Below are 21,541 nucleotides of genomic sequence, written 5' to 3'. Positions count from 1 at the left end.
GCGGCCCGCGATGCAGGCAATACGCTGGCGGCAACTTGTTACAGGAGCCTCCATGCCCGCCTCTTTCGCCGCGCCCGATGCCGCCACCCTTCCCCTGCACCTGATCGAAGCAGACGTGTTGTCGTCTTGGCTAGAGGGGCAGGACGACCGAACCTGCGCCTGGGTCACGGCCAGCGGTTTTGCCGGAGCCTTGGGGACGGCCCTGATGCTGCCCGGCCCGGACGGCACACCGGTCGCAGCACTTGCGGGCTATGGAACCGCCGCACAACGGGCACGCCAGCGGTTTCCCTTGGCCGGGGCTATTCCTGCCCTCGCGCCGGGCAGCTATCGTATCGCCTCCGGCCTTCCGGCCGAACGCGCCGGGATCGAGTCGCTGGGTTGGCTGCTGGCAGGCTACAGCTTTAACCGCTATCGCGACGGTGGCGGGGCCGAACGGCGTCTGGCCGCGCCCGAGGGCGTCGACGCCTCGCGCCTCACTGTTCTGGCCGAGGCAGAGGCGCTGACACGCGACCTCGTGAACACGCCTGCGTCGGACATGGGACCCGAGGCGCTGGAAGCCGAAATGCGCCGTCTGGCCGAGGAATTTGGCGCGGGCATCGTGACCATCGCCGGCGATGACCTGCTGCGCGCGGACAATCCCTTTCCGATGATTCACGCGGTCGGACGCGCGGCAGAGCAGGCGCCTCGCCTGATGGACCTGCGCTGGGGCCAAAGCGGCCCCTTGCTGACGCTTGTCGGCAAGGGGGTTTGTTTCGACACCGGCGGGTTGAACCTGAAACCGGGCGCGTCCATGGGGCTGATGAAAAAGGACATGGGCGGAGCCGCCAACACAATCGGCCTTGCCCGGGCCATCATGGCGTTGAACCTGCCCGTGCGCCTGCGTCTTCTGGTGCCGGCGGTGGAAAACAGCGTGGCCGGAAACAGCTTTCGCCCTGGTGACATTCTGACCTCGCGCAAGGGGCTGACGGTCGAGATCAATAACACCGACGCCGAGGGACGCCTTGTTCTGGCCGATGCGCTGGCTTACGGCGACGAGGAAAAGCCCGACCTGATGCTCTCGATGGCCACGCTGACAGGCGCGGCGCGGGTCGCCGTCGGCCCTGACCTCGCGCCGTTCTACACCGATGCCGAGGATTTCGCCGCTGCCCTGACGGCGGCCGCCCCCGGCGCTGCCGATCCGGTCTGGCGGATGCCATTCCATGCGCCCTACGAGGCGATGATCGAACCGGGGATCGCCGATCTGGACAATGCGCCGGCGGGCGGATTTGCCGGCTCGATCACCGCGGCGCTTTTCCTGCGTCGGTTCACCGAACAGGCCGCGCGGTACGCGCATTTCGACATCTACGCATGGCAGCCGAAACCTGAACCGGGCCGCGCCAAAGGCGGATTGATGCAAGGGCCGCGCGCCATCCTTTACGCGCTCCCGCAGGTGCTGGGCCTGTGACCGATCGCCGGCTGACGCCATTCAACGGCCGGGTCGCACATGTGTCCCTGAAAGGTCAGGTCGAGGCGGAACGCTTTGTCGAAGGGGAAAGCCACCGGGTCGCGCGCCCCATCGCGGATCTGCTGACCAAGCCCAAAGGCGCCCGCGACAGGCAATTGCTGCGCGGAGCGGTTTTTCAGGTCTTGGATTTGCATGAGAACTGGCTCTACGGTTTCGCCGCCCGGGACGGCTATGTGGGCTGGATTGATGCCGTCGATCTCGTCGGGATGCCCAAGGACGCCGAGACTCACCGCATCGCCAGCGCTCGGAGCTATGGCAAATCTACACCGGGCCTCAAGCCAATGGGGCAGATTACGCCGCTGTCGCTGGGCACCCGGCTGGCCGTTCTCGAAGAAATGGACGGCTGGTCGCGCGTCGCCTGGTTGCGCGGTCTTGTCCCGCGTGATCTCTACGTTCCGGCACAGCACCTCGCGCCGGTCGATCAGCCGGAAACCGATCCCGTCACCGTCGCGGAACGCCTGCTTGGCACTCCTTACCTCTGGGGCGGCAACAGCAGCCAGGGCATCGACTGTTCGGGCCTGGTCCAGATCGCGCTGCACGCCTGCGGGCGGGACTGTCCCGGCGACAGCGACATGCAAGAAGCGATGGGGCAGGCTCTGCCACCCGGCACGGCACCGGAACGCGGCGATCTGATGTTCTGGAAAGGCCACGTGGCTTGGGTCGCGGACTCTGAAACCCTGATCCACGCCAATGCGTTTCACATGGCTGTCGCCTATGAGCCCATCAAAAGCGCCATCGCCCGGATCAAAGCTCAGGGTGATGGCGCGGTCACGCGACACGCTCGCTTGACGCCCTGATCGGGCCCTGTCTTCTTCTTGGTGAAAATACTCCGGGGAGCGCGAGGGGCTGGCCCCTCGCCCCGGTGCCACACCAAGCCGCCCAACTTGCAGGAGCACGCCATGTCCGATCCCTTCTTTCACCCGGTCTCGGGCTTTGATCTGCCCCGTTTTGCCGGTGTCCCGACCTTTATGCGCCTGCCGCATCTGACCCCGGATCACCCGCGTTTCGCCGAGGTCGAGATCGGGCTTGTCGGCGTGCCGTGGGACAGCGGGACAACCAACCGCCCCGGCCCGCGCCACGGGCCGCGCCAGTTGCGCGATGCATCGACCATGATCCGGGCGCAACATGCCTCGACCGGGGTCCGCCCTTTCGAGGCCGCCAATTGCGCGGACCTTGGTGATGTGGGGCCAAACCCGGCGGATATTCCCGATAGCATGGCGCGGATCACGAGTTTCTACGCCCAACTGACAGCATCGGGCATCCGGCCCCTGACCGCGGGAGGAGATCACCTGACCTCGTTGCCGGTGTTGCGCGCGCTTGCCAAGGATGGGCCGCTGGGCATGGTGCATTTCGACAGCCACACCGACCTGTTCCACAGCTACTTCGGTGGGACCATGTACACCCACGGCACGCCCTTCCGGCGCGCGGTCGAAGAGGGGCTGCTTGATCCCAAACGGGTGATCCAGATCGGGATCAGGGGCACTATGTATGATGCCGAGGATCGGGATTTTGCCGCCGCGAACGGCATTCGGATCGTCCCGATCGAAGAGTTCTTTGCCCGCGGGGTCGAGGACGTGATGCAAGAGGCGCGGGAGATTGCCGGGCAGGCGCCCTGCTATGTCAGCTATGACATTGATTTCGTCGATCCGACCTTTGCCCCCGGCACGGGCACGCCCGAGGTTGGCGGTCCGAACAGCTATCAGGCCTTGCAGGTCTGCCGTGAACTGGCGGGGTTGAACATCGCCGGGGCCGATCTGGTCGAGGTCTCGCCCCCCTTCGATCAGGCGGGCGGTACGGCCTTTCTGGGCGTGTCGATCATGTTTGAACTTTTGTGTGCCATGCTGAGCAAGCCTGTAGCCTGAATCCTGGTTGCACCCGCAGTGAGGGCGCGCCCGTTCAGTCGACCGGGCGGATCAGTTTGCGTTCCAGAACGCGCAGCACGGTCTTCAGGTCGTGCCCGCGCTTGAGCACCTGCCCCTCCATGCCAAAAACCGTGTATTCCCCCTGCCGACCGCGCAGCTTGGGGCGCTTTTCGATCCGGTAGAGCGGATGTTCCGCGGTGCGCCGAAAGACCGAGAAAACGGCCACCTCGCGCAGGCTGGAAATGCCGTAGTCGCGCCATTCTCCGGCGGCGACCATGCGCCCGTAAAGCGATAGGATGATGTTGAGCTCGGGCCGCTGAAAGGCGACCACCTCATGCGCGGACCCCTGGCCGGGGAAGGGCGTCAAGCTGTTCATGTCATCAGATTTGCGTTCTTCCGCCCATAAATCAAGGGGGTTGCGGTGCGTTCAAAAATTACTTGACCGGACGGTCGGTTTTGGGCAGGGTCTGCCCATCGAGGGAGGAGCCGATGACACCGCAAGAACGCGCCGAACGCGCGGCCCGGGCCATGTGGGCCAATGATCAGGCCAGCCAGCAGATGGGCATGCGGCTGGACGAGATCGCGCCGGGGCGGGCCGTCCTGTCGATGGAGGTGCAGCCCCATCACCTGAACGGACACAAGATCTGTCACGGCGGTTTCATCTTTACCCTGGCCGACAGTGCCTTTGCCTTTGCCTGTAACAGCTACAACCGCCTGACCGTGGCGCAGGAAAACCAGATCACCTTTCTGGCGCCCGGACAGTTGGGGGAACGGTTGACGGCCTCGGCACAGGAACAGGCGCTGGCAGGGCGGTCCGGCGTCTATGACATCACGGTGACCGGAGCCGACGGGCGCAAGGTGGCCCTGATGCGGGGCCTGTCGCGCACCGTAAAGGGGCAGCATTTCCCCGAAGAAGAGACACAAGCAAGCGGCGCCTGACGCGCCCGACGTTCCCGGAGGAGACCCGATGGAAGACCTGACCCCGTCCAAGGACAGCCTCGATCCGATCGAGATCGCGTCGCGTGACGAAATCTCGGCCCTGCAATTGCAGCGGATGAAATGGTCGCTGCGCCACGCCTATGACAACGTGCCTTTCTACAAGCAAAGTTTTGATGCGGCGGGCGTGCACCCGGACGACCTGACCTCGCTGGCCGATCTGGCAAAGTTCCCCTTTACCGTAAAGACCGATCTGCGGGACAACTACCCCTTCGGCATGTTCGCCGTGCCGCGAGAGCAGGTGCGCCGTATCCATGCCTCCTCTGGCACCACGGGCCAGCCGACTGTTGTGGGATATACCGACAATGATCTGGATGCATGGGGAACAGTCGTGGCGCGGTCACTGCGGGCGGCGGGGCTGAAACCGGGGGACGTGCTGCACAATGCCTATGGCTATGGGTTGTTCACCGGCGGTCTGGGCATCCACCTTGGTGCGGACAAGCTTGGCCTGTCGACGGTGCCGATCTCGGGCGGGATGACCCAACGCCAAGTGCGGCTGATCGAGGATTTCCGAGCCACCGGCATCACGGTCACGCCGTCCTACGCGCTGTCGATCATCGACGAATATGCCGCGCAGGGGCGCGATCCGCGCAAGTCACCGCTGAAAGTCGGGATCTTCGGGGCCGAACCATGGACAAATGCCATGCGGCTGGAGATCGAAGAGGCTTTCGACATGCATGCGGTCGACATCTATGGCCTGTCCGAGGTCATGGGACCGGGTGTCGCGAATGAATGCGTCGAGACCAAGGATGGCCTGCACATCTGGGAGGACCATTTCTACCCCGAGATCATCGACCCGGAAACCGGTGAGGTGCTGCCGGATGGCGAACTGGGCGAACTGGTCTTTACCTCGCTGACCAAGGAAGCGTTCCCGGTGATCCGCTATCGCACGCGCGACTTGACCCGGTTGTTGCCCGGAACGGCGCGGTCCATGCGGCGGATGGAAAAGGTCACGGGGCGCAGCGATGACATGATTATCCTGCGCGGCGTCAATGTCTTTCCGACACAGATCGAAGAGCAGTTGATGACGGTGAAGTCCTTGGCGCCGCATTTCCAGCTGGAGCTGAACCGTGTCGACCACAAGGACGAGATGCGGGTAAAGGTCGAAACGCTGGCCGACACGGTGGAACTGGGCGATCAGGCCGGGCGCGAGCTGGCGGCGAAGGTCAAACAGGTCGTGGGCGTGTCGATCAAGGTCGATGTCAGCGGGCCCGGCGGAGTCGAGCGCAGTCAGGGCAAGGCGGTCCGGATCGTGGATAACCGCCCCAAGACCTGAGCCGGAAATCTGGCGAAAGATGGTGGGACGGACGCTCGTCGCAGCCCATTCGGGCCGCAACATCGCCCCGCCCACCATCCCCTGAACGCGCCTTTGGCGCCTTTTTCATGCCCACTCTGGCCGAAGGGGCGCGACGCGGCTTTTTGTTTCCGATTGGCGTCGCCCGGCGATCCGAAACCTTGAATTCCGACCTTTTGGCGAAAGAAAGCGACTTGCCGAGTCGAGGGGCGTGCCGTAGATGCGGTCTTGGGACACCCCTCCCCAACGAGGGGCATCTATCTGGAAGGTTAGCTCAGCTATGGCACCCCAAGCACCGGCATCGCGGCCGGCAAACCCGCGTTTTTCCTCTGGCCCCTGTGCCAAGATCCCCACATTCACCCTCGACAAGCTTTCCGACGCGGCCCTTGGCCGGTCGCACCGTGCCAAGGTTGGCAAGGACAAGCTGCTGGCGGCCATCGAAGGCACGCGCGAGGTTCTGGGTATTCCCGCGGACTACAAGATTGGCATCGTTCCCGCGTCTGACACCGGCGCGGTTGAAATGGCCATGTGGTCCATGCTGGGCGCCCGCAAGGCGACCATGGTGGCCTGGGAAAGCTTTGGCTCGGGCTGGGTGTCCGATGTCGTGAAGCAGTTGAAGATCGACGCCGAGGTGCTGGAAGCCGGCTATGGCGAGATCGTCGACATGGCCAAGGTCGATTACAACACCGATGTCGTCTTTACCTGGAACGGCACGACCTCGGGCGTGCGGATGCCCAATGGCGACATGATCCCGGCGGACCGCGAAGGTCTGACGATCTGTGACGCCACCTCGGCGGCCTTTGCGCAGGACCTGCCCTGGGACAAACTGGATGTGACCACCTTCTCCTGGCAGAAAGTCATGGGTGGCGAAGCTGCGCACGGGATGCTGATCCTCAGCCCGCGCGCCGTCGAGCGGCTGGAAAGCTATACGCCCGCATGGCCGCTGCCCAAGATCTTTCGCCTGACCAAGGGCGGCAAGCTGATCGACGGGATCTTTACCGGTGCAACGATCAACACGCCGTCGATGCTGGCGGTCGAGGATTACCTTGTGGCGCTGGACTGGGCGCGTGAGATCGGCGGGCTGACCGCGCTGATGGCCCGCGCCGACGCCAATGCCAAGGTGATCTGGGATTTCTGCGACAGCCATGACTGGATTGCGAACCTGGCAGAGGATGCGGCCACGCGGTCGAACACCTCGGTTTGCCTGAAGTTCACCGATGCGCGCATTCAGGACGGCGCTGCCTTTGCCAAGGCCGTCGCCAAGCGGCTGGAGGCCGAAGGCGTGGCGCTGGACATCGGTGCCTATCGCGACGCCCCGGCGGGGCTGCGCATCTGGTGCGGGGCCACGGTGGAAACCGCGGACCTTGAGGCGCTGATGCCCTGGCTGGAATATGCCTTCGAGGCCGAGATTGCCGCGCAGGCACAGGCCGCCTGAGACAACACCCGCCCCGGGCTTGCCCCGGGGCCTTTCCCCCGATTTCATCCTTTTGACAGGAGGCCCCGGATCTCGTCCGGGGCGTGGATACCATGACTGCACCCAAGGTTCTCGTTTCCGACAAGCTTTCCGAAACCGCCGTTCAGATTTTTCGCGATCGCGGCATCGACGTGGATTTCCTGCCCGACGTGGGCAAGGACAAGGAGAAACTGGCCGAGATCATCGGCCAGTATGACGGCCTTGCGATCCGGTCGGCCACCAAGGTGACGCCGTCGATCCTTGAACATGCCACCAAGCTCAAGGTGGTTGGCCGGGCCGGGATCGGCACCGACAACGTCGACAAGGAAGCGGCCTCCAAGAAAGGCGTGATCGTCATGAACACGCCCTTCGGCAACATGATCACCACCGCCGAGCACGCCATCGCGATGATGTTCGCCGTGGCGCGCCAGATCCCCGAGGCCAGCGCCTCGACCCATGCGGGCAAGTGGGAAAAGTCCAAGTTCATGGGCGTTGAGCTGACCGGCAAGACGCTGGGCGTGATCGGCGCGGGCAACATCGGCGGCATTGTCTGTGACCGCGCGCGTGGCCTGAAGATGAAAGTCATCGCCTATGACCCCTTCCTGTCGGAAGAGAAGGCGGACAAAATGCAGGTCGAGAAGATCGAGGATCTGGACGACCTGCTAAAGCGCGCCGATTTCATCACGCTGCACGTGCCGCTGACCGACCAGACCCGCAACATCCTGTCCAAGGAAAACCTTGCCAAGACCAAGAAGGGTGTTCGGATCATCAACTGTGCCCGTGGCGGCCTTGTGGACGAAGCGGCACTGGCGGAACTGATCAAGTCCGGCCATGTGGCTGGCGCGGCTTTTGACGTCTTTGCCGAGGAACCGGCCAAGGAAAACCCGCTGTTCAACCTGCCGAACGTGGTCTGCACGCCGCACCTTGGCGCGTCGACCTCGGAAGCGCAGGAAAACGTCGCGTTGCAGGTGGCCGAGCAGATGGCCGACTACCTGCTGACCGGCGCGGTGCAGAACGCGCTGAACATGCCCAGCGTGACCGCCGAAGAGGCCAAGGTCATGGGGCCGTGGATCAAGCTGGCCGACCACCTTGGCAGCTTTATCGGCCAGATGACCGACGAGGCGATCAAGGCGATCAACATCCTCTATGACGGCGAAGCCGCGACCATGAACCTGGAGGCGCTGAACTGTGCGCTGATCGCCGGGATCATGAAATCGGTGAACCCGGAGGTGAACATGGTTTCGGCGCCGATGGTCGCGAAAGAGCGCGGGGTCAAGATCTCGACCACCAACCAAAGCCAGTCGGGCGCTTTCGAAGGCTATATCAAGGTAACCGTCGTGACCGAAAAGCGCGAACGTTCGGTGGCCGGGACGGTGTTCAGCGACGGCAAGCCGCGGTTTATCCAGATCAAGGGCATCAACATCGACGCCGAGGTGGGCGCGCATATGCTGTACACCACCAACAAGGACGAGCCGGGCATCATCGGTGCGCTGGGTCAGACCATGGGGGCGATGGGTGTGAACATCGCGAACTTTACCCTTGGCCGCAAAGACGCGGGTGGCGAGGCTATCGCGCTGCTCTACGTCGACGAACCCGTGCCCGCCGAGGCCCGCGCCAAGCTGGCGGAAACCGGCCTGTTCAACCAGATCAAGCCGCTGCAATTCGACGTGGCCTGACCACAACTGGACGGTCCTGAGATTATGCCCCTCTCCCGCGCCGCGGGAGAGGGTTTTTTTCTTGGCTGGGTCAGGCCTGTGCCATGTATTCGGCCATCAGCTCTTCGAACCGGTCCATCGGTGGCCATTCCGAATAACTGTGGCGGGCCGGGGTTGTGACCCAAGGCAGCTTGGCGCTGGTCATCGTCTCGATGTAAGGTACAAACCACGAGGTTTCGTCGAACATGGTCGGGCGGACGTTCAGAAAGGCATCGACGCCGGTGATCCGCGTGAACATCCAGCTCATGCAATGGGGGCAGGCCATGTGGTCCTGATCGGGGCCGTGGGTGCCGCATTCCACCGGTTCGCCCTGTGTCACCTCGAACCCGTCAAGCGGTACCAGAACCGTCAGGGAATAGGCGCTGGAGGACATTTTCTGACACCCCCGGCAATGGCAGGCGGCGGTCATCAGCGGCGGTTTCGTGATCCGGATATGGGTCCGGCCACAGCGGCACGACCCGTTGAGGGGCAAGGGGGGTGTCGGCATCCTGTATTCCTTTTGGTCAATGCCGCGACACTAAGGCGATTGCCGCGGCACGACCAGCGCCATGCGACAGGCGCAAACCGGCGCTGACTGGTTGGCGGGCGGGGAACATGGTAGGCGGCGCATATGACCAAGACGATCTACGCCATAGGCGACATTCACGGCCAGTTGGCCATGCTGGACACCGCGCTGGACCGAATCGAGGCGGACGGCGGGCCGGAGGCGCGTGTGATCTTTCTTGGCGATTACGTCGATCGCGGGCCGGAGTCTTGCGGGGTGATCGAACGCCTCAGTCGCGGGCTTGCGGAAGGGCGCAACTGGGTCTGCCTGAAAGGCAACCATGACCGCCTGTTTGAATGGTTCATCGCGCCGCCCGCGCCGCGCAACGATCCCTACCTGATGCTGGGTTACGACTGGTTCCACGAACGCATCGGTGGCCGCGAGACGGCGGCCTCGTATGGCGTCGACGTGCCCGACCGCATCCGGCAAAAGGATATGGCGGCAGAGTTTCGCGCGGCGGTGCCGGAGGCGCATCTTGATTTCCTGCGGAACCTCAAGCTGTCGCACCGCGAGGCGGGCAAGTTCTTTGTTCACGCGGGCATTCGCCCCGGTGTGCCGCTGGATCAGCAGGACGAGGAAGACCTGCTGTGGATCCGGCAGGAGTTTCACGATGACCCGCGCGATCACGGTGCGCTGATCGTGCATGGCCACACGCCGGTCAAAGCGCCGGAATTGCATTCGAACCGGCTTAACCTTGATACCGGGGCGGGCTATGGGCGCCCGCCCACCGTGGCTGTGCTGGAAGACAGTGGCGCGATCTTCAGTCTTGAACCGTCAGGCCGCGTCCACCTCGGAGGGTGAGCCTCTTTCGGCTTTGGGCGCGGGTTCCCCCAAGGCCTGCCATGCGTCGTACTGGGACAGAAAAACCGTGCCAGTCAGGTCGTCGAGGAAATGCGACCGTCGCAGCCGGTCCATCACCGGGCCTTTGACCTCGGAGAGGTGCATCTTGATGCCCATTTCCGACAGGCGGCGGTTCAGTTCCTCCAGTGTTTCCAGCGCGCTCATGTCGACCTCGTTCACGGCGGGGAACATCAGGACCACGTGTTCCAGCGGCTGGTCACAGGTGACACGGGCCAGAACGTAGTCCTCAAGGAAACGGGCGTTGGCGAAATACAGGCTTTCGTCGACCCGCAGGCTGACCAGATGCGGCCTGGTGTCGACCTTGTGGCGCTTGATGTTGCGGAAATGCTGGGTGCCGGGGACAAGCCCCACCTCGGCCACATGGGGGCGCGAGGTCTTGTACAGGTGCAGCCCGATCGAGATCAGAACACCGGCCGAAACGCCCAGTTCCACGCCAAACCCCAGCGTCAGAACGATCGTGGCAAAGACAGCAGCGAAATCGACCTTGGAATAACCCCAGCTTTTCTTGAGGATCGAGAAATCGACAAGGCTCAGCACGGCGACAATGATGGTCGCGGCCAGCGTGGCCTTGGGCAGAAAGTACAGCAGCGGGGTCAGCAACAGCGTCGCGATGGCGATGCCAACGGCCGTATAGGCCCCGGCAGCGGGGGTGGCAGCACCCGCGTCGAAATTCACCACCGAGCGGGAAAAGCCGCCGGTGACCGGGAAACCGCCCGACACCGCCGATGCGATGTTCGAGGTGCCAAGCCCGATCAGCTCTTGGTCCGGCGAGATGCGTTGGCGGCGTTTGGCGGCCAGCGTTTGCGCCACCGAGACGGATTCGACAAACCCGATGATCGAGATCAGCAAGGCCGACATGAACAGGTCATTCCACAGCGACGGTGAAAAGCTGGGTGCCGTAAGCGGCGGCAGGCCCATCGGGATCTCGCCGACGATACGGACACCGACGCCGGACAGGCCAAAGATCCAAGTAACCAGTGTGGTGACGACAACGGCGGCGACGGGGCCCGCCTTGGTCAGGACATCGGCCAGTTTCGGCGGCACGCCCTTTTTCAACAAGAGCGGTTTCAGCCCCTTGCGAACCCAGAAAAGAAAGGCCAGCGCCGCAAGGCCAAGCACGACGGTAAAGACATTGGTTTCGCCAATGTGGCTGAACATCGTGCGGATCAGTTCGACCAGCGTGTGACCGTGCATGTCGATGCCAAGGATGTGCTTTAGCTGCGAAGCCGCGATCAGCACGCCCGACGCGGTGATGAAACCTGCGATAACCGGATGCGACAGAAAGTTGGCGAGGAAGCCGAGCCGAAGAAGCCCGAGTAGTGACAGCATCACCCCCGAAATGAAGGCCAGTGTCCCGGCTGCAACGGCGATTTCGACGGGATCGGTCAGACCAAGGTTGCCGATGGCGGCGGCGGTCATGAGAGAAACGACAGCCACAGGGCCGACAGCCAGCGCACGGCTGGTGCCGAAAATGGCGTAGGCCACCAGCGGCAGGATCGAGGCATAAAGCCCCATCTCCGCGGGCAGCCCCGCCAACAGCGCATAGGCCAGCGACTGCGGGATCAGCATGATCGTCACGATCACCGCGGCCAGCATGTCGGCAGAGGCGGTTTCGCGGTTGTAGCTGCGCCCCCAGTCGAGGATCGGCAGGTAGCGGGTCACTTGGCAAGGGAGGGTCATGGCGAATCCTGCTGTCGGTTCGGGATCGGACCCGAGTCGCGTTCCTTGAGTATATACATTCATAAAATGGAATTTAAAAGAGGCCGACGCAATTTTCCCGAATGGGACCGGGCCTGTCCAAGGCCCGGCCGGCACAGTATCATCCCGCCGAAACGCTTTCCGGTTTTGCCATCCATTCCTTGCCGCGCAGCATGGCCTTCCAATAGACCGGCGGCAGGATCTGTTCCTTGAGCAGCCAAGCGGCCCGCGTCGGCTTGGTCCCGTCCAGCAGCCATTTGGGGAAAGACGGCAGCAGGGCACCGCCATAGCCAAACTCGGCCAGCACGATCTTGCCCTTCTCGACGGTCAGCGGGCAGGAGCCGTAGCCGTTGTAGACCGCATGGGGGCTGAGGCCGCGCATGTCGGAGACCAGGTTTTCGGCCACCACGGGCGCCTGCATCCGCGCGGCGGCGGCCGTCTTGGCGTTGGGCGCGTTCATCACGTCCCCAAGCGACCAGATGTTGTCATAGGTCTTGTGCCGCAGCGTGGCCTGATCGACGTCGACCCATCCCGCCGCGTCGGCCAGGGGCGAAACCCGGATGAAATCCGGCGCGGTCTGCGGCGGGCAGACGTGCATCATGTCAAAGTCGACGGTGACTTCGGTCGGATCTTCATCGGGTTTGGCGACCTTGAACGTGGCTTTCTTCGCGGGGCCGTCCACGGCCACGAGGTTGTGGAAGAAGTTCAGCGAGGCATCGTATTTCTGAACGTAGTCCATCAGTGCCGGAACGTAGTCCTTGACGCCAAAGAGCACGCCCCCGGCGTTCATGAACTGGATGTCGATGTCTTTCAGGCGGCCGGTGCGGAACCAGTGGTCACCAGAAAGATACATGGCCTTTTGCGGGGCTCCGGCGCATTTGATCGGCATCGGCGGCTGGGTAAAGATCGCGCGCCCTTCAACCATCTTGCTGACCAGTTCCCATGTGTAGGGCGCAAGGTCATAGCGATAGTTGGAGGTCACGCCGTTCTTGCCCAGCGTGTCGACCAGCCCTTCGACGGCGTGCCAGTTCAGCTTCAGCCCGGGGCAGACGATCAGCCGGTCGTATTTCACCACGCGGCAGCCATCGAGGATCACGGCATTGTTCTGCGGTTCAAAAGCGGCGACGGCGGCTTTGATCCAGTGGACGCCCTGCGGGATCAGGCTGCCCATTGTGCGGGCGGTGGTCGCAGCTTCGAAGACGCCGCCGCCGACCATCGTCCAACCGGGTTGATAATAATGCACATCCGCCGGGTCGAGGATGGCGATGTTCAGATCCGGCTTGCGCGCCTTGAGGCTGGAGGACACGGCGATCCCCGCTGCGCCGCCGCCCACCACGACCACGTCGAATTTGGCATCGCCTTCGTCCGTCGGGGTCTTGCCGCCGTTGACGATGCGGCGCACGACGCCTGCCATGTCATATCCCGCCTGCTTGGTGGCGGCGAGGATCGTCGCGGGTTCCAACGCGGCGGCCTGACTGAGCGACCAGAGCGTTGCCGAACGGGTGCCGGTGCGGCAATAGGCAAAGACCGGCCCGGGCAGTTCGCGCATCAACTGGCCAAATGCATCGGCATCCGGATCCGTGACCTTTCCGCTGACGATGGGCAGATAACGCGCCTCTAGCCCAATAGTCCGCGCGGCGGTGGCGATCTCGTCAAAGGTTGGCTGATCGGCACCTTCGCCATCAGGACGGTTGCAGATGATGGCGCGATAGCCCGCATCTGCGATCTCTTGCAGGTGGTCTGCGGTGATCTGCGGGGACACCGTGATGTCGTCGGTGATCTTGCGGAATTCCATGGCGCGCTCCTCCGGCCGTCGCGACTCTGTGTATGCTGCTATATACATTCGCATGCGTGAATGCGTGATGGGCGAAACCGTCGCAGCAGCGCGCGCCGCCTGCAATATCCGTTCCAAAGCGGCTGAATATGAGGGAGATGTTTCGAACTGCGCCTGAAAAGCGGCGCTTTTCGGTCAAATCAGCGCAGGTAAACCCTGTTTTCGGGAAAATCCCCTGTCACGCGGTTGTTACACTTCACTCAGCCGAAAGGCGAATAACAACAACAGGGGACACTTTAGATGACAGATAAATTCGTCGTCGGATTCGACGGCAGCGAGGCGGCGCGGCGGGCGCTGGACTTCGCCATGGAACGCGCCACGGCGCAGGGGGCGACAGTCCTGATAGCCCATGTGCTGGAATGGTCGCCCTATTCCTTCCTGACGCCAACGGAACTGGAAGAGCGTCACACCCGGCGCAAAGAAGAACTGGCGCGGGCCGAGGCCTCGATCATCACGCCGGCCAAAGCCTCGGTCGAAGGACGCGGTGTGCCGATCGAAACAGCCCTGCGTTATGGCCACATTGCCGAAACGCTTTGCGACATCGCCGAGAAACAGAAGGCAGCGCAATTGTTCATCGGTCGCAACGGGCATTCGACTTTTGGCAGCCGGGTCTTTGGCTCTGTCGCCGGATCGCTGGTCCAGACCGCCCCGGTGCCCTGCACCATCGTTCCCTAAGCGCGCCCGGAAAACAGGACACCCAACATGCAAAGAGTGACACAACAAGCGGCCTTGGCCGCGATGAGCCTGATTCTGCTGGCCGGTTCCGCCAGCGCGCAGGAAAAAAACGTCGATCAGATGGTGAACGATGCCTTTGCCGGGGCGACCGGCTGGTTCGTGGCCTTCATTTTTAGCCCCTTTCCGGGCACGAATTTCCCTTGGATCGTGGCTTGGCTGGTGATTGCGGCCACGGTCTTTACCCTCTACTTCGGCTTTATCCAGTTCCGCGCCTTTGGCCATTCCATCGCGCTGGTCAAAGGTGACTACTCCGATCCGGATGACGCGGGCGAGGTCAGCCATTTCCAAGCCTTGGCGACGGCGCTTTCTGGCACCGTGGGTTTGGGCAATATCGCGGGTGTCGCGGTGGCCGTGGGCATCGGCGGACCGGGGGCGACCTTTTGGATGATCCTTGCCGGCCTGATGGGCATGGCATCGAAATTCACCGAATGTACGCTGGGCGTGAAATACCGCAACGAATTCGAGGACGGCCATGTTTCGGGCGGTCCGATGTACTATCTGACAAAAGGGTTTGCCGAACGCGGCCTGCCGGGTGGCGGCATCCTTGCGGTGCTGTTCTCGATCTTCTGTATCCTCGGCTCGCTGGGTGGCGGTAACATGTTTCAGGCCAACCAGGCGCACCAGGCGATTGCCGGTGTGGTCGGTGATTACCCGGGGTTCATCACCGGGCTGGTCTTTGCCGCGATTGTCTTTGTCGTGATCATCGGCGGTCTGAAATCCATCGCATCGGTCACGGAAAAGGTCGTGCCCTTCATGGCGGTGATCTATGTCGGCGCGGCTCTGGTCATCCTCATCATGAACGCGGACATGATCGGCTGGGCTTTTGGCCAGATCTTTGCCGGTGCATTCACCGGGCTGGGCGTCGCGGGCGGCATGGTCGGCGCGCTGATCCAGGGCTTCAAACGGGCGGCTTTTTCCAACGAGGCGGGCGTCGGTTCGGCGGCCATCGCGCACTCTGCCGTGCGGACGAAGGAGCCGATCACCGAAGGTTTCGTTTCCTTGCTGGAGCCGTTCATCGACACGGTGGTCATCTGCACCATGACCGCGCTGGTCATCATCATCACGCAGCAACTGCTGATCGATGAGGCGACGGGCAATTACATCCTGAACGAGGCAGGCAGCGCCATCGCCACCGTCGACGGCAACACGGGTGTCAGCCTGACCGCCGCCGCCTTTGGCAGCGCCTTCAGCTGGTTCCCGACGATCCTCGCGATTGCCGTGATCCTCTTTGCCTTCTCGACCATGATCAGCTGGTCCTACTACGGACTGAAGGCCTGGACCTTCCTGTTCGGCGAAGGAAAGACCAAGGAACTGGTGTTCAAGGTGATCTTCTGCATCTTCGTTGTGATCGGTGCCTCGGCCAACCTTGGCCCGGTGATCGACTTCTCGGATGCGGCGATCTTTGCCATGGCAGTCGTAAACGTCTTTGGCCTGTACTTCCTGATGCCGATCGTCAAGCGCGAGGTCGACAGCTATCTGTCGCGCTTGAAATCGGGTGAGATCCGCAAGTTCAAGCACTGACAAACGCCTTGCCGCAAACAGGAAAGGGGCCGCGATTGCGGCCCCTTTTGTCGTTCCGGTATGTCCGATGCTCAGGCGGCGGCAAAGCCCTTGTCCAGAGCGGCCAGAATGGTGTTCACCTCACTCTCGGTGATGGTCAGCGGCGGCGACATCAGGATGTTATGCATTCCCAGCCGCACCATGGCCCCGGCCTCATAGGCAGTGCGGTGAATCCGCTGCATGGTCTCGTTGTCCATGGGCGTTTTCGCGGCGCGGTCACTGACCAGCTCGATGCCTGTCATCAACCCGTGGCCGCCGCGCACGTCGCCGACAATCGAATACTTCTCGGCCAGTTTGAGCACGCCATCATAAAGCTGTTGGCCCCGAACGGCTGCGTTTGCCTTTGTGTTCAAACGCAGCGTTTCCTCAAGGCAGGCTATCACCGCCGCAGCCCCGACCGGATGGGCCGAATAGGTGTAGCCATGATAGATGCCGCCATCGGCGCCGGATGTTTCGAAAACCTCCGCCACCTTGCCAGACATCAGCGCCGCACCGACCGGGAAATACCCGGAGGTGATGCCCTTGGCCGTGCTCATCATGTCCGGTTTCACGCCCCAGTGACGCGCGCCGGACCAATCGCCGGTGCGGCCAAACCCGGTGATCACCTCGTCTGAGATCAGCAAGATGCCATGCCGGTCGCAAATCTCGCGCATCAGCGGCATGAAGGTTTCATGCGGCACGATTACGCCGCCCGCCCCCTGGATCGGTTCCATGATGAAGGCGGCGATGGTGTTCGCGCCCTGAAAGGCGATCTCGTCTTCCATGGCCTGCGCGATCAGTTGCGCCAGCCGGGCCGGATCGGTTTCATTGAATGGATTGCGGTAGCTGTACGGCGCGGGCAGGTGGAAACATCCCGGCAGCAGCGGTTCATAGTTGATGCGGAAACGATTGTTGCCATTGACCGACGCACCGCCGAAATGCGTGCCGTGGTAGCCTTTTTTCAGGCTGAGGAACTTGGTCCGCGTGGGCTCGCCCCGCAGACCGTGATACTGCCGCGCAAGCCGCAGGCAGGTTTCCACGGAATCCGACCCGCCCGAGGTGAAAAAGACGCGCTCGATCCCGTCCTCGGCAAAGAACTCTTGCACGGCATAAGCGGCTTCGATGGCGGGCGGGTTCGAGGTGCCCGCGAAGGCCGAGTAGTAGGGCAGCTCGAAAAGCTGGTTCGCGATGGCCTGTTTCACCTTGTCGTTCGAATAGCCAAGGTTCACGCACCACAAGCCGCCAACCGCGTCCACAGCGCTGTGACCGTCGATGTCGGTGATCGTGCTGCCGGTTGCGCCTTTGATGATGCGCGGCGGGGTGGTCTGGGCGTCGCCGGGATGGCCCATCGGGTGCCAAAGCTGGCGGGCGTTGTTCTCCTTGAGAAAGTTCTCGTCCTTCATGGCGTGTCTCCATCGCGGGTTTTGCCCGAATTGGCAGCGGCACGGCGAAGTGTCCAGAGGCAGAGACCACGGACGGGGCGGTGGACCGGCGCAGGGGGCAGATCACCCGCAAGGTCGAACAGGCAAATCGGGTCGGACACTGGCCTTTGCCAACAAAAAACGCCGCCCGAACAAGGGGCGGCGTTTCGTTTCGAAAGGCAGAAAGGCTTAGAAGCCCAGGCCTTCGTATTTCTTCTTGAACTTCGACACGCGGCCGCCCTGGTCCATCAGGCGCGAGGTGCCGCCGGTCCATGCGGGGTGCACGGTGGGGTCGATGTCGAGAACAAGCGTGTCGCCCTCTTTGCCCCAGGTCGAACGGGTCTGATACTCGGTCCCGTCGGTCATCTTGACGGTGATCAGGTGGTAATCGGGGTGCAGATTCTTTTTCATCGTCTGAGCTCCTTACGCGTCGGCGCCAGCGCTCTTGGACTTGAGCGGCTTGTAGGTGGTGTCCTCCTTGATCCGTGCCGACTTGCCGCGGCGCGAACGGAGGTAATACATCTTGGCGCGGCGGACGCGGCCACGGCGGACAACTTCGATGGTTTCGATGTTGGTCGAATACAGAGGGAACACACGTTCCACGCCTTCACCGAAGGAAATCTTGCGAACGGTGAACGAACCCGCGATGCCCTTGCCGTTTTTGCGGCTGATGCAGACGCCTTCGTAGTTCTGCACACGGGTACGGGTGCCTTCGGTCACCTTATAGCCGACGCGAACGGTGTCGCCGGGCTTGAAATCGGGAATCTCTTTCCCGAGCGAGGCAATTTGTTCTGCCTCGAGCTGTGCGATCAGATCCATCTGACCTTCTCCTATGTTCGTCGCGGTTTGCCCGCGGAGATGTCTGGCCAGTGCCTTGATCCAAAAGGGAAACAGGGATGCGCCAGCTTTTCTTTGCTCCTTCGTGCGCCGACGGACCGGCTCACGAAACCCAACGGCGCCGAGTCGCCCCGACGCCGAAAGATGCGCGTGTATAGAAGCGGCGGGCCTTTGGATCAAGGCAAAAGGCCCCGGTCAGCGGCTCTAACGCGTCGAACACTGGGCCAGCGTCACCCCGTTGATCGTCTGCGCATTCAGGTTGGCGGTCAGCACGATGATCTCGAAGGGATTGCCCTGTGCAAACCGCAGAAGATCCGCGCAGTCGCCGATGCCGTTGTCAGCCTCGATCATGATCCGCGTCGTGCCCGAGGACTCATGCGCCAGTTCAACCTCCAGCACGACCGGGTCTTCGTCAAACGCCGGTTCCGTGACCGAGAATGACCGGATTTCATCGCCTGAAAAGCGCCATTCCACAGTATGTTCCCAAGCCAGAACAGGCGTGGCCAGGAACAGTGCAAAGGCGGCGGTTCTGATCATGGGCACCTCCATTTTCGGGACAGGGTGGCACGGGGCCGCACCATGGGTAAAGCCGTCAGAGCGCCAGCTTGAACCCTGTGTGGCTGCCGACAAAGCCCAAGGCTTCGTAGAACCGGTGCGCATCCGGGCGGCCTGTGTCCGAAGTCAGTTGAACAAGGCTGCATCCTTGGGCACGGCAGGTTTCTATGGCCCATTCAAAGATCGTCTTGCCCAGCCCGATACCCCGCGCGGACTGAGCCACTCTGACGGATTCGATCTGGCCCCGCCACGCGCCCTTGCGGGACAGTCCGGGCAGAAAAGTAATCTGAAGGCAGCCAAGGATCTGCCCGTCTGCATCGGCCACGGCCAGCAACTGGTTCGGGTCGGCGTCGATGGCCGCGAATGCCTTGGCATAGGCGCGATCAAGGGGCAGCGAGGCATCTTCGCGCGTGGCCCCCAGAGGGTCATCCGCCAGGAGTGCAACGATGGCGGGCAGATCGGCCTCTGTGGCGCGGCGCAGGTGCATCATTCCTCTTGCTCCTTGAGGATTTGCCACAGGTCGGGGCGGCGTTCCCGGGTCAATGCCTCGCTCTGGTCGCGGCGCCAGCGGGCGACTGCACCATGATCGCCCGACAACAGAACCGGCGGAATAGCACGCCCCTGCCATTCGGCGGGGCGGGTGTATTGCGGATGTTCAAGCAGCCCGTCGGAAAAGCTTTCTTCTTCGGTCGAAGCCGCATTGCCCAAAACGCCGGGCAACAGGCGCACGATGGCGTCCAGCATGACCTGCGCGGCGATTTCGCCGCCGGTCAGGACATAGTCGCCAATCGAAACCTCGATGATGTTGTAGTGGTCGATCACACGCTGATCGAGCCCTTCGAACCGGCCGCAGATCAGCGTCACACCCGGCCGGGTGGCCAGATCGCGGGCCATGGCCTGCGAAAAGGGGCGACCACGCGGTGAAAGATAGATCAGCGGCGCACCGGCGTGTTGCTCTTCGCGGGCGGCGTCGATGGCGGCGCCCATGACGTCGGGCCGCAGGACCATGCCGGCCCCGCCTCCGGCAGGGGTGTCATCGACGTTGCGGTGCTTGCCTTCGCCAAAGCTGCGCAGGGGGATCGGGCTTAGCTGCCAGCGCCGTTCTTTCAGCGCCTTGCCGGTCAGCGAAAGGCCCAGAGTCCCGGGGAATGCCTCGGGGAAAAGGGTAATGACCTGCGCCCGCCATGCGCGCGCGATTTCCGGGTCCGGCTCCATCAGATCGCGCGGTTTCAGCGTCGGGCGGATCGACTTGCGACCATGAGAGCGGTTGGGGGGAGACTGGTCTGACATCGGGCTGGCGTCCTGCTTTGGGGCGCCGTTTAGCCCGAGCCCGGGGGGCGGGGCAAGCTTTGGCCCCAAAGGATGCCAAATTCCAGCCTAGAGATAGTCGGCGCGGGCGGGCGGGGCCGCAAGTTGACCGGCTTTGATATCCCAAGCCGGGCGCGGGCGCGGGGCGCGCCCGTCCAGCGCGACGATGGCGCATTGCGCGTCCGGCCAGCGGGCCTTGCCGCTGAGCGTGGCCAGCGCATCCAGTTCCTTTGCCAAGGCCTCGGCCGCCAGCGGTTCGGGATCAAAACCGATTTCCTGCTGACGGTACAGCCCGTCGTTACAATTGCCGATCACCTGACGGACGTGCTGCAAGAACGCGTCGTCGCCGTCCAGCCATGCGTTCTGTAACTGCGCGCCCTCAGGCAGGCGGGACAGGAAGGTCGCAACTGTGGCGCGGTCACATTCGGGCCGGCCGACGCACCACAGGGCGGCGTTCCGCTGGTCAGGATCCGTGGGGTCATAGTCGCGGACGATCCGGTGCCAAAGGTCTGTGTCCGGCGTACCAAGGCTGTGCAGCGCCTGCATCAGGGTTCGAGGCTTGGGATCCGCCGCGTTCATCAGCCGAGTTGCCTGAAAGGCCGCGAAGGCCCGGTCATAGGCGGCGCGGGCTTTTGCGATGGTGTCGATTTCCTGTCGCAGGCCCAACACAACGTCCGGACGCCGGAACATCTGCGCGATCCGGCCCGCCTCTCCCGGCTCTGCGTTCAGCAGCCGTTCCAGTAGCGTGAGCGTCAGCGTCATGTCGCGCGGCAGCGCGGCCATGTCCGATGCGTTCCAGCTGTCCATGATGCGGGACAAGATGCGGGCGACCGCGGTGGCGCGACTTGGCGGGGCCTCGGGTTCCGCGCGCAGGTCCACGGCGGCGGCAAGCGCCTCTGCCAGCGCGAGTTTCTGCGCGTCGTCCGAGGGCAGATCGGCGTGCCGCTGGCGTAGGGTGGCGCGCCGCAACAGGACGGGGCCGCGCCGGCGTGGTTGGTCCTTGCCGCCCTTCAGCGCAGCCAAAAGGGCATAGACGCCGCCCGCGCCGCCGATGGCCACGCCAATAGGCAGGCCGATCCATGAAACCGGCAGCGTCGTCGCAACAAGGGCAGGCCCGATTGCCACGCTGGCCAGTGCCAGTCGATACACCAGTGCGTCCACGACAACCCCCTCAAAACCAATTCGATTGCGGCTAAAATTGGACGAAAATTGAGGCCTGATCGTGGCGGTCCGGGTGCGGATTCACTGCCTCACGTTTCCCCATTCGGGACAGTGACGGGCTGGGCCGATATCTGTCTCCGAACAAGGGCGGAGTAGCCAGGTCGTGGATCGTGAATAAGGGGAAATCCCGTCAATTTTCGGCAAGACCGAGTCACGGCCAGCAG

General features: G+C 63.1%; 21 protein-coding genes. 10 read left to right on the top strand and 11 right to left on the bottom strand.

The genetic code is table 11. The annotated features are described in order from the left end of the window. The first annotated feature begins 52 nt into the window (after positions 1–52). The 3 genes from KJP30_RS12320 to speB all read left to right on the top strand — a co-directional run bounded on the left by KJP30_RS12320 (position 53) and on the right by speB (position 3,366). Positions 53–1,444 (top strand): leucyl aminopeptidase family protein, encoded by a 1,392-nt coding sequence (locus KJP30_RS12320; protein ID WP_218449575.1) that lies wholly within the window; start codon positions 53–55, stop codon positions 1,442–1,444. Next, the gene (locus tag KJP30_RS12315) at positions 1,441–2,301 is read left to right on the top strand and encodes a C40 family peptidase (protein WP_218449574.1); all 861 of its coding nucleotides are present in this window, start codon (positions 1,441–1,443) and stop codon (positions 2,299–2,301) included. Before KJP30_RS12320 ends, KJP30_RS12315 begins: the two co-directional genes overlap by 4 nt. A gap of 102 nt (positions 2,302–2,403) precedes the next feature. Then, positions 2,404–3,366 carry an agmatinase gene (speB, locus tag KJP30_RS12310; protein ID WP_218449573.1) on the top strand — a complete coding sequence of 321 codons (963 nt, stop codon included), beginning with the start codon at positions 2,404–2,406 and terminating at the stop codon, positions 3,364–3,366. 34 nt (positions 3,367–3,400) lie between these two features. Here speB and KJP30_RS12305 read toward each other — a convergent pair whose 3' ends face one another. Beyond that, positions 3,401–3,742: a DUF2794 domain-containing protein gene (locus KJP30_RS12305; RefSeq protein ID WP_218449572.1), complete on the bottom strand. Its 342-nt coding sequence runs from the start codon at positions 3,740–3,742 to the stop codon at positions 3,401–3,403. A 113-nt stretch (positions 3,743–3,855) separates the two neighbouring features. Between KJP30_RS12305 and paaI the strand changes: the two genes are divergently transcribed. The 4 genes from paaI to serA all read left to right on the top strand — a co-directional run bounded on the left by paaI (position 3,856) and on the right by serA (position 8,785). Beyond that, positions 3,856–4,305, top strand: coding sequence for a hydroxyphenylacetyl-CoA thioesterase PaaI (gene paaI / locus KJP30_RS12300; protein ID WP_218449571.1), 450 nt, complete (start codon positions 3,856–3,858; stop codon positions 4,303–4,305). Between the two features lie 28 nt (positions 4,306–4,333). After that, positions 4,334–5,638: a phenylacetate--CoA ligase PaaK gene (paaK, locus tag KJP30_RS12295; RefSeq protein ID WP_218449570.1), complete on the top strand. Its 1,305-nt coding sequence runs from the start codon at positions 4,334–4,336 to the stop codon at positions 5,636–5,638. A 298-nt stretch (positions 5,639–5,936) separates the two neighbouring features. Continuing rightward, positions 5,937–7,091 (top strand): phosphoserine transaminase, encoded by a 1,155-nt coding sequence (locus tag KJP30_RS12290; protein ID WP_218449569.1) that lies wholly within the window; start codon positions 5,937–5,939, stop codon positions 7,089–7,091. Between the two features lie 92 nt (positions 7,092–7,183). Next, a complete protein-coding gene (gene serA, locus KJP30_RS12285; protein ID WP_218449568.1) occupies positions 7,184–8,785 on the top strand; it encodes a phosphoglycerate dehydrogenase in 1,602 nt (533 codons plus the stop codon). Between the two features lie 70 nt (positions 8,786–8,855). Here serA and KJP30_RS12280 read toward each other — a convergent pair whose 3' ends face one another. After that, a complete protein-coding gene (locus KJP30_RS12280) occupies positions 8,856–9,311 on the bottom strand; it encodes a GFA family protein (RefSeq protein ID WP_218449567.1) in 456 nt (151 codons plus the stop codon). Between the two features lie 123 nt (positions 9,312–9,434). On the opposite strand from KJP30_RS12280, the gene KJP30_RS12275 reads away from it, so the two are divergent. Further along, positions 9,435–10,169 (top strand): metallophosphoesterase family protein, encoded by a 735-nt coding sequence (locus KJP30_RS12275; RefSeq protein WP_218449566.1) that lies wholly within the window; start codon positions 9,435–9,437, stop codon positions 10,167–10,169. Here KJP30_RS12275 and KJP30_RS12270 read toward each other — a convergent pair. Next, complete coding sequence (locus tag KJP30_RS12270) at positions 10,143–11,909, bottom strand: SulP family inorganic anion transporter (RefSeq protein WP_218449565.1); 1,767 nt, start codon at positions 11,907–11,909, stop codon at positions 10,143–10,145. The two genes, KJP30_RS12275 and KJP30_RS12270, sit on opposite strands and share 27 nt — an antisense overlap. 139 nt (positions 11,910–12,048) lie before the next feature. Further along, entirely contained in the window at positions 12,049–13,722 is a 1,674-nt protein-coding gene (locus KJP30_RS12265) for a bifunctional protein tyrosine phosphatase family protein/NAD(P)/FAD-dependent oxidoreductase (RefSeq protein WP_218449564.1), read from the bottom strand. Between the two features lie 279 nt (positions 13,723–14,001). On the opposite strand from KJP30_RS12265, the gene KJP30_RS12260 reads away from it, so the two are divergent. Both KJP30_RS12260 and KJP30_RS12255 read left to right on the top strand, forming a co-directional pair. Further along, the gene (locus KJP30_RS12260; protein ID WP_218449563.1) at positions 14,002–14,436 is read left to right on the top strand and encodes a universal stress protein; all 435 of its coding nucleotides are present in this window, start codon (positions 14,002–14,004) and stop codon (positions 14,434–14,436) included. A 63-nt stretch (positions 14,437–14,499) separates the two neighbouring features. After that, positions 14,500–16,017: an alanine/glycine:cation symporter family protein gene (locus tag KJP30_RS12255; RefSeq protein ID WP_425515708.1), complete on the top strand. Its 1,518-nt coding sequence runs from the start codon at positions 14,500–14,502 to the stop codon at positions 16,015–16,017. A gap of 71 nt (positions 16,018–16,088) precedes the next feature. Here KJP30_RS12255 and KJP30_RS12250 read toward each other — a convergent pair whose 3' ends face one another. The 7 genes from KJP30_RS12250 to KJP30_RS12220 form a co-directional block, all read right to left on the bottom strand. After that, entirely contained in the window at positions 16,089–17,438 is a 1,350-nt protein-coding gene (locus KJP30_RS12250) for an aminotransferase class III-fold pyridoxal phosphate-dependent enzyme (protein ID WP_218449561.1), read from the bottom strand. Between the two features lie 207 nt (positions 17,439–17,645). Then, complete coding sequence (rpmE, locus tag KJP30_RS12245; RefSeq protein ID WP_218449560.1) at positions 17,646–17,867, bottom strand: 50S ribosomal protein L31; 222 nt, start codon at positions 17,865–17,867, stop codon at positions 17,646–17,648. A gap of 12 nt (positions 17,868–17,879) precedes the next feature. After that, entirely contained in the window at positions 17,880–18,275 is a 396-nt protein-coding gene (rplS, locus tag KJP30_RS12240; protein WP_218449559.1) for a 50S ribosomal protein L19, read from the bottom strand. Between the two features lie 222 nt (positions 18,276–18,497). Then, a complete protein-coding gene (locus KJP30_RS12235) occupies positions 18,498–18,830 on the bottom strand; it encodes a hypothetical protein (RefSeq protein WP_218449558.1) in 333 nt (110 codons plus the stop codon). Positions 18,831–18,885: 55 nt separating this feature from the next. Beyond that, positions 18,886–19,338: a GNAT family N-acetyltransferase gene (locus KJP30_RS12230; RefSeq protein WP_246594479.1), complete on the bottom strand. Its 453-nt coding sequence runs from the start codon at positions 19,336–19,338 to the stop codon at positions 18,886–18,888. Continuing rightward, positions 19,335–20,138, bottom strand: a complete 804-nt coding sequence (gene trmD, locus KJP30_RS12225; protein ID WP_218449557.1) for a tRNA (guanosine(37)-N1)-methyltransferase TrmD — start codon at positions 20,136–20,138, stop codon at positions 19,335–19,337. The genes KJP30_RS12230 and trmD overlap by 4 nt, the downstream gene beginning before the upstream one ends. Positions 20,139–20,225: 87 nt before the next feature. Next, on the bottom strand, positions 20,226–21,317 hold the full coding sequence (locus KJP30_RS12220; protein WP_218449556.1) for a hypothetical protein: 1,092 nt from the start codon (positions 21,315–21,317) through the stop codon (positions 20,226–20,228). Between the last annotated feature and the right edge of the window lie 224 nt (positions 21,318–21,541).

Source organism: Antarctobacter sediminis, assembly GCF_019218285.1.
Lineage (GTDB): Bacteria > Pseudomonadota > Alphaproteobacteria > Rhodobacterales > Rhodobacteraceae > Antarctobacter > Antarctobacter sediminis.
Note: the sequence above shows the minus strand (reverse complement) of the source record. Positions and strands in the feature narration are given on the sequence as shown.

Bases quoted from the DNA above. Each gene is read 5' to 3' on its own strand.
- KJP30_RS12320 (WP_218449575.1), top strand. From the start codon at position 53: ATGCCCGCCTCTTTCGCCGCGCCCGATGCCGCCACCCTTCCCCTGCAC.
- speB (WP_218449573.1), top strand. From the start codon at position 2,404: ATGTCCGATCCCTTCTTTCACCCGGTCTCGGGCTTTGATCTGCCCCGT.
- KJP30_RS12305 (WP_218449572.1), bottom strand. From the start codon at position 3,742: ATGAACAGCTTGACGCCCTTCCCCGGCCAGGGGTCCGCGCATGAGGTG.
- paaI (WP_218449571.1), top strand. From the start codon at position 3,856: ATGACACCGCAAGAACGCGCCGAACGCGCGGCCCGGGCCATGTGGGCC.
- paaK (WP_218449570.1), top strand. From the start codon at position 4,334: ATGGAAGACCTGACCCCGTCCAAGGACAGCCTCGATCCGATCGAGATC.
- KJP30_RS12290 (WP_218449569.1), top strand. From the start codon at position 5,937: ATGGCACCCCAAGCACCGGCATCGCGGCCGGCAAACCCGCGTTTTTCC.
- serA (WP_218449568.1), top strand. From the start codon at position 7,184: ATGACTGCACCCAAGGTTCTCGTTTCCGACAAGCTTTCCGAAACCGCC.
- KJP30_RS12280 (WP_218449567.1), bottom strand. From the start codon at position 9,311: ATGCCGACACCCCCCTTGCCCCTCAACGGGTCGTGCCGCTGTGGCCGG.
- KJP30_RS12275 (WP_218449566.1), top strand. From the start codon at position 9,435: ATGACCAAGACGATCTACGCCATAGGCGACATTCACGGCCAGTTGGCC.
- KJP30_RS12270 (WP_218449565.1), bottom strand. From the start codon at position 11,909: ATGACCCTCCCTTGCCAAGTGACCCGCTACCTGCCGATCCTCGACTGG.
- KJP30_RS12265 (WP_218449564.1), bottom strand. From the start codon at position 13,722: ATGGAATTCCGCAAGATCACCGACGACATCACGGTGTCCCCGCAGATC.
- KJP30_RS12260 (WP_218449563.1), top strand. From the start codon at position 14,002: ATGACAGATAAATTCGTCGTCGGATTCGACGGCAGCGAGGCGGCGCGG.
- KJP30_RS12255 (WP_425515708.1), top strand. From the start codon at position 14,500: ATGAGCCTGATTCTGCTGGCCGGTTCCGCCAGCGCGCAGGAAAAAAAC.
- KJP30_RS12250 (WP_218449561.1), bottom strand. From the start codon at position 17,438: ATGAAGGACGAGAACTTTCTCAAGGAGAACAACGCCCGCCAGCTTTGG.
- rpmE (WP_218449560.1), bottom strand. From the start codon at position 17,867: ATGAAAAAGAATCTGCACCCCGATTACCACCTGATCACCGTCAAGATG.
- rplS (WP_218449559.1), bottom strand. From the start codon at position 18,275: ATGGATCTGATCGCACAGCTCGAGGCAGAACAAATTGCCTCGCTCGGG.
- KJP30_RS12235 (WP_218449558.1), bottom strand. From the start codon at position 18,830: ATGATCAGAACCGCCGCCTTTGCACTGTTCCTGGCCACGCCTGTTCTG.
- KJP30_RS12230 (WP_246594479.1), bottom strand. From the start codon at position 19,338: ATGATGCACCTGCGCCGCGCCACAGAGGCCGATCTGCCCGCCATCGTT.
- trmD (WP_218449557.1), bottom strand. From the start codon at position 20,138: ATGTCAGACCAGTCTCCCCCCAACCGCTCTCATGGTCGCAAGTCGATC.